This is a genomic window from Streptomyces sp. NPDC051822 (assembly GCF_044452745.1).
GTDB lineage: Bacteria > Actinomycetota > Actinomycetes > Streptomycetales > Streptomycetaceae > Streptomyces.
This window is the reverse complement of record NZ_JBITBZ010000028.1, coordinates 1-5,678: the sequence shown is the minus strand read 5'-3', so window position 1 is coordinate 5,678 and position 5,678 is coordinate 1. Positions and strand designations below refer to the sequence as shown.

Annotated in this window: 2 tRNA genes and 3 rRNA genes; all 5 read right to left on the bottom strand. The window is 51.6% G+C overall.

What is annotated here, in order from left to right:
- Window positions 1–39: 39 nt before the first annotated feature.
- A tRNA-Asp gene (locus ACIA8N_RS36435) sits at window positions 40–116 on the bottom strand.
- 94 nt (window positions 117–210) lie between these two features.
- Window positions 211–326 (bottom strand): 5S ribosomal RNA (rrf, locus tag ACIA8N_RS36430).
- 99 nt (window positions 327–425) lie between these two features.
- A 23S ribosomal RNA gene (locus tag ACIA8N_RS36425) occupies window positions 426–3,333 on the bottom strand.
- 234 nt (window positions 3,334–3,567) lie between these two features.
- Window positions 3,568–3,643 (bottom strand) — tRNA-Glu (locus tag ACIA8N_RS36420).
- Between the two features lie 206 nt (window positions 3,644–3,849).
- A 16S ribosomal RNA gene (locus tag ACIA8N_RS36415) occupies window positions 3,850–5,391 on the bottom strand.
- Together the 16S, 23S and 5S rRNA genes with 2 tRNA genes alongside form the textbook arrangement of a ribosomal RNA operon.
- Window positions 5,392–5,678 lie beyond the last annotated feature (287 nt).

The following is a 5,678-nucleotide window of genomic DNA, read 5'->3' as shown; positions in this document are numbered from 1 at the left end:
ACATTATGCCTGCTAATAAAGCAGGCATAATTAAATAAGTGGCGGAACGGACGGGGCTCGAACCCGCGACCCCCTGCGTGACAGGCAGGTATTCTAACCAACTGAACTACCGCTCCACCGATTCTTTTACGTTGCATCTCTCGATGCCGGCAAATTCGCGCTTTGCGATTTGCGCATTACCAGTCGTCACACTGATAACGTTTATTTGATGCCTGGCAGTGTCCTACTCTCGCATGGGGAGACCCCACACTACCATCGGCGCTACGGCGTTTCACTTCTGAGTTCGGCATGGGGTCAGGTGGGACCACCGCGCTATTGCCGCCAGGCAAATTCTGTTTCATTCCAACCGCCTCACTTCCATGAAGCCATCAGAACCAATCTCGGAACTTCGCTGAAAATCTCTCTAAAAACACCTTCGGTGTTGTAAGGTTAAGCCTCACGGATCATTAGTACTGGTTAGCTCAATGCATCGCTGCACTTACACACCCAGCCTATCAACGTCTTAGTCTTAAACGTTCCTTCAGGGACCTTAAAGGCCCAGGGAAGACTCATCTTGAGGCAAGTTTCGCGCTTAGATGCTTTCAGCGCTTATCTTTTCCGCACTTAGCTACCGGGCAATGCCATTGGCATGACAACCCGAACACCAGTGGTGCGTTCACTCCGGTCCTCTCGTACTAGGAGCAACCCCTCTCAATCTTCCAACGCCCACGGCAGATAGGGACCGAACTGTCTCACGACGTTCTAAACCCAGCTCGCGTACCACTTTAAATGGCGAACAGCCATACCCTTGGGACCTACTTCAGCCCCAGGATGTGATGAGCCGACATCGAGGTGCCAAACACCGCCGTCGATATGAACTCTTGGGCGGTATCAGCCTGTTATCCCCGGAGTACCTTTTATCCGTTGAGCGATGGCCCTTCCATTCAGAACCACCGGATCACTAAGACCTACTTTCGTACCTGCTCGAGCCGTCACTCTCGCAGTCAAGCTAGCTTATGCCTTTGCACTAACCTCACGATGTCCGACCGTGATTAGCTAACCTTCGTGCTCCTCCGTTACTCTTTGGGAGGAGACCGCCCCAGTCAAACTACCCACCAGACACTGTCCTCACCCCAGATTATGGGGCCGAGTTAGAACATCAAACATTAAAGGGTGGTATTTCAAGGATGGCTCCACGCAGACTGGCGTCCACGCTTCAAAGCCTCCCACCTATCCTACACATCAAGGCTCAATGTTCAGTGTCAAGCTATAGTAAAGGTTCACGGGGTCTTTCCGTCTTGCCGCGGGTACACTGCATCTTCACAGCGAGTTCAATTTCACTGAGTCTCGGGTGGAGACAGCCTGGCCATCATTACGCCATTCGTGCAGGTCGGAACTTACCCGACAAGGAATTTCGCTACCTTAGGACCGTTATAGTTACGGCCGCCGTTTACTGGGGCTTCGATCAAGAGCTTCGCCTTGCGGCTGACCCCATCAATTAACCTTCCAGCACCGGGCAGGCGTCACACCGTATACGTCCACTTTCGTGTTTGCACAGTGCTGTGTTTTTATTAAACAGTTGCAGCCAGCTGGTATCTTCGACTGGCTTCAGCTCCATCCGCGAGGGACTTCACCTACATGCCAGCGTGCCTTCTCCCGAAGTTACGGCACCATTTTGCCTAGTTCCTTCACCCGAGTTCTCTCAAGCGCCTTGGTATTCTCTACCTGACCACCTGTGTCGGTTTGGGGTACGATTTAATGTTACCTGATGCTTAGAGGATTTTCCTGGAAGCAGGGCATCAACTACTTCTGCACCGTAGTGCATCGTCATCACGCCTCAGGGTTAGTATGCAACCGGATTTACCAGGTCACACCCCCTACACGCTTAAACCGGGACAACCGTCGCCCGGCTAGCCTAGCCTTCTCCGTCCCCCCTTCGCAGTAACACCAAGTACAGGAATATTAACCTGTTTCCCATCGACTACGCTTTTCAGCCTCGCCTTAGGGGTCGACTCACCCTGCCCCGATTAACGTTGGACAGGAACCCTTGGTCTTCCGGCGAGCGGGCTTTTCACCCGCTTTATCGTTACTTATGTCAGCATTCGCACTTCTGATACCTCCAGCAACCCTCACAGGCCACCTTCAACGGCTTACAGAACGCTCCCCTACCCAACAACGCCTAAGCGTCGCTGCCGCAGCTTCGGTGCATGGTTTAGCCCCGTTACATCTTCCGCGCAGGCCGACTCGACCAGTGAGCTATTACGCTTTCTTTAAATGATGGCTGCTTCTAAGCCAACATCCTGGCTGTCTATGCCTTCCCACATCGTTTCCCACTTAACCATGACTTTGGGACCTTAGCTGGCGGTCTGGGTTGTTTCCCTCTTCACGACGGACGTTAGCACCCGCCGTGTGTCTCCCGTGATAACATTCTTCGGTATTCGGAGTTTGCATCGGTTTGGTAAGCCGGGATGGCCCCCTAGCCGAAACAGTGCTCTACCCCCGAAGATGAGTTCACGAGGCGCTACCTAAATAGCTTTCGGGGAGAACCAGCTATCTCCCGGTTTGATTGGCCTTTCACCCCCAGCCACAAGTCATCCGCTAATTTTTCAACATTAGTCGGTTCGGTCCTCCAGTTAGTGTTACCCAACCTTCAACCTGCCCATGGCTAGATCACCGGGTTTCGGGTCTATACCTTGCAACTAATCGCCCAGTTAAGACTCGGTTTCCCTACGGCTCCCCTATACGGTTAACCTTGCTACAAAATATAAGTCGCTGACCCATTATACAAAAGGTACGCAGTCACACCACGAAGGTGCTCCCACTGCTTGTACGTACACGGTTTCAGGTTCTATTTCACTCCCCTCGCCGGGGTTCTTTTCGCCTTTCCCTCACGGTACTGGTTCACTATCGGTCAGTCAGGAGTATTTAGCCTTGGAGGATGGTCCCCCCATATTCAGACAGGATGTCACGTGTCCCGCCCTACTCATCGAACTCACGACCTGTGCATTTTAGTGTACGGGGCTATCACCCTTTGCTGCGCGACTTTCCAGACGCTTCCACTAACACACAAGCCGATTCAGGTTCTGGGCTCCTCCCCGTTCGCTCGCCGCTACTGGGGGAATCTCGGTTGATTTCTTTTCCTCGGGGTACTTAGATGTTTCAGTTCCCCCGGTTCGCCTCATGCCACTATGTATTCATGACATGATAGTGTGTCGAAACACACTGGGTTTCCCCATTCGGGTATCGCCGGTTATAACGGTTCATATCACCTTACCGACGCTTTTCGCAGATTAGCACGCCCTTCATCGCCTCTGACTGCCTAGGCATCCACCGTGTACGCTTAGTCACTTAACCTCACAACCCGAAGATGTTTCCATCGTTCGTGCTGCAAACATTTGAGAGACTCTATGACAGGTTACTCTTCATCCCAGTACATCTACGGAGGGATAAATTTCAGCCGTCATGTTTCAATTTTCAGCTTGTTCCAGATTGTTAAAGAGCAATATCTTAAACATGACTCGCAAGTCATCTTTAAGATTTTTTCGGTTATCGCTAACCGGTGATAATGTCTTTCACTCATTATCGGAATGGCGTCCCCAAGGGGATTCGAACCCCTGTTACAGCCGTGAAAGGGCAGTGTCCTAGGCCTCTAGACGATGGGGACACGAAATTGGCTTATCGAATCACCGATTCGATAATTTCGGGTAAAGGTGAGATTTTTCGTGAAAAATCGAGCGCCATTGTCGTTTGTCACTGCACTGGACAGTCACAAATCTCCCGGCACTTACCTATACCACAAGGTTTTGTTTGCTCATTACTTTTTCATCAGACAATCTGTGTGAGCACGCCACTCGAATCAATATCTTTAGGTAAGGAGGTGATCCAACCGCAGGTTCCCCTACGGTTACCTTGTTACGACTTCACCCCAGTCATGAATCACAAAGTGGTAAGCGCCCTCCCGAAGGTTAAGCTACCTACTTCTTTTGCAACCCACTCCCATGGTGTGACGGGCGGTGTGTACAAGGCCCGGGAACGTATTCACCGTAGCATTCTGATCTACGATTACTAGCGATTCCGACTTCATGGAGTCGAGTTGCAGACTCCAATCCGGACTACGACATACTTTATGAGGTCCGCTTGCTCTCGCGAGGTCGCTTCTCTTTGTATATGCCATTGTAGCACGTGTGTAGCCCTACTCGTAAGGGCCATGATGACTTGACGTCATCCCCACCTTCCTCCAGTTTATCACTGGCAGTCTCCTTTGAGTTCCCGGCCGAACCGCTGGCAACAAAGGATAAGGGTTGCGCTCGTTGCGGGACTTAACCCAACATTTCACAACACGAGCTGACGACAGCCATGCAGCACCTGTCTCAGAGTTCCCGAAGGCACCAAAGCATCTCTGCTAAGTTCTCTGGATGTCAAGAGTAGGTAAGGTTCTTCGCGTTGCATCGAATTAAACCACATGCTCCACCGCTTGTGCGGGCCCCCGTCAATTCATTTGAGTTTTAACCTTGCGGCCGTACTCCCCAGGCGGTCGATTTAACGCGTTAGCTCCGGAAGCCACGCCTCAAGGGCACAACCTCCAAATCGACATCGTTTACAGCGTGGACTACCAGGGTATCTAATCCTGTTTGCTCCCCACGCTTTCGCACCTGAGCGTCAGTCTTCGTCCAGGGGGCCGCCTTCGCCACCGGTATTCCTCCAGATCTCTACGCATTTCACCGCTACACCTGGAATTCTACCCCCCTCTACGAGACTCTAGCTTGCCAGTTTCAAATGCAGTTCCCAGGTTGAGCCCGGGGATTTCACATCTGACTTAACAAACCGCCTGCGTGCGCTTTACGCCCAGTAATTCCGATTAACGCTTGCACCCTCCGTATTACCGCGGCTGCTGGCACGGAGTTAGCCGGTGCTTCTTCTGCGAGTAACGTCAATTGATGAACGTATTAAGTTCACCACCTTCCTCCTCGCTGAAAGTGCTTTACAACCCGAAGGCCTTCTTCACACACGCGGCATGGCTGCATCAGGCTTGCGCCCATTGTGCAATATTCCCCACTGCTGCCTCCCGTAGGAGTCTGGACCGTGTCTCAGTTCCAGTGTGGCTGGTCATCCTCTCAGACCAGCTAGGGATCGTCGCCTAGGTGAGCCATTACCCCACCTACTAGCTAATCCCATCTGGGCACATCTGATGGCAAGAGGCCCGAAGGTCCCCCTCTTTGGTCTTGCGACGTTATGCGGTATTAGCTACCGTTTCCAGTAGTTATCCCCCTCCATCAGGCAGTTTCCCAGACATTACTCACCCGTCCGCCGCTCGTCACCCAGGGAGCAAGCTCCCCTGTGCTACCGCTCGACTTGCATGTGTTAAGCCTGCCGCCAGCGTTCAATCTGAGCCATGATCAAACTCTTCAATTAAAAGCTTGATTTGCTTCCACTCGAGAAGCGATGCTCAAAGATTTACTGCATGAATTTTACTTCAGTTAGTCACTCTTCAAGACTTGATATTTTTTTGCATCCGAAGATGCTGGATATCGTCTTGTGGAGTGCCCACACAGATTGTCTGATAAATTGTTAAAGAGCAGTGAGTTAGGCGCTTTCGCTTGCTAACTCGAGGTGGCGTATATTACGCTTTCCTCTTTCAGAGTCAACCCTAATTTTCAGGATTTTTTCTCTTTCTTCCCGGCCGCGGTGTGAAGTGAATC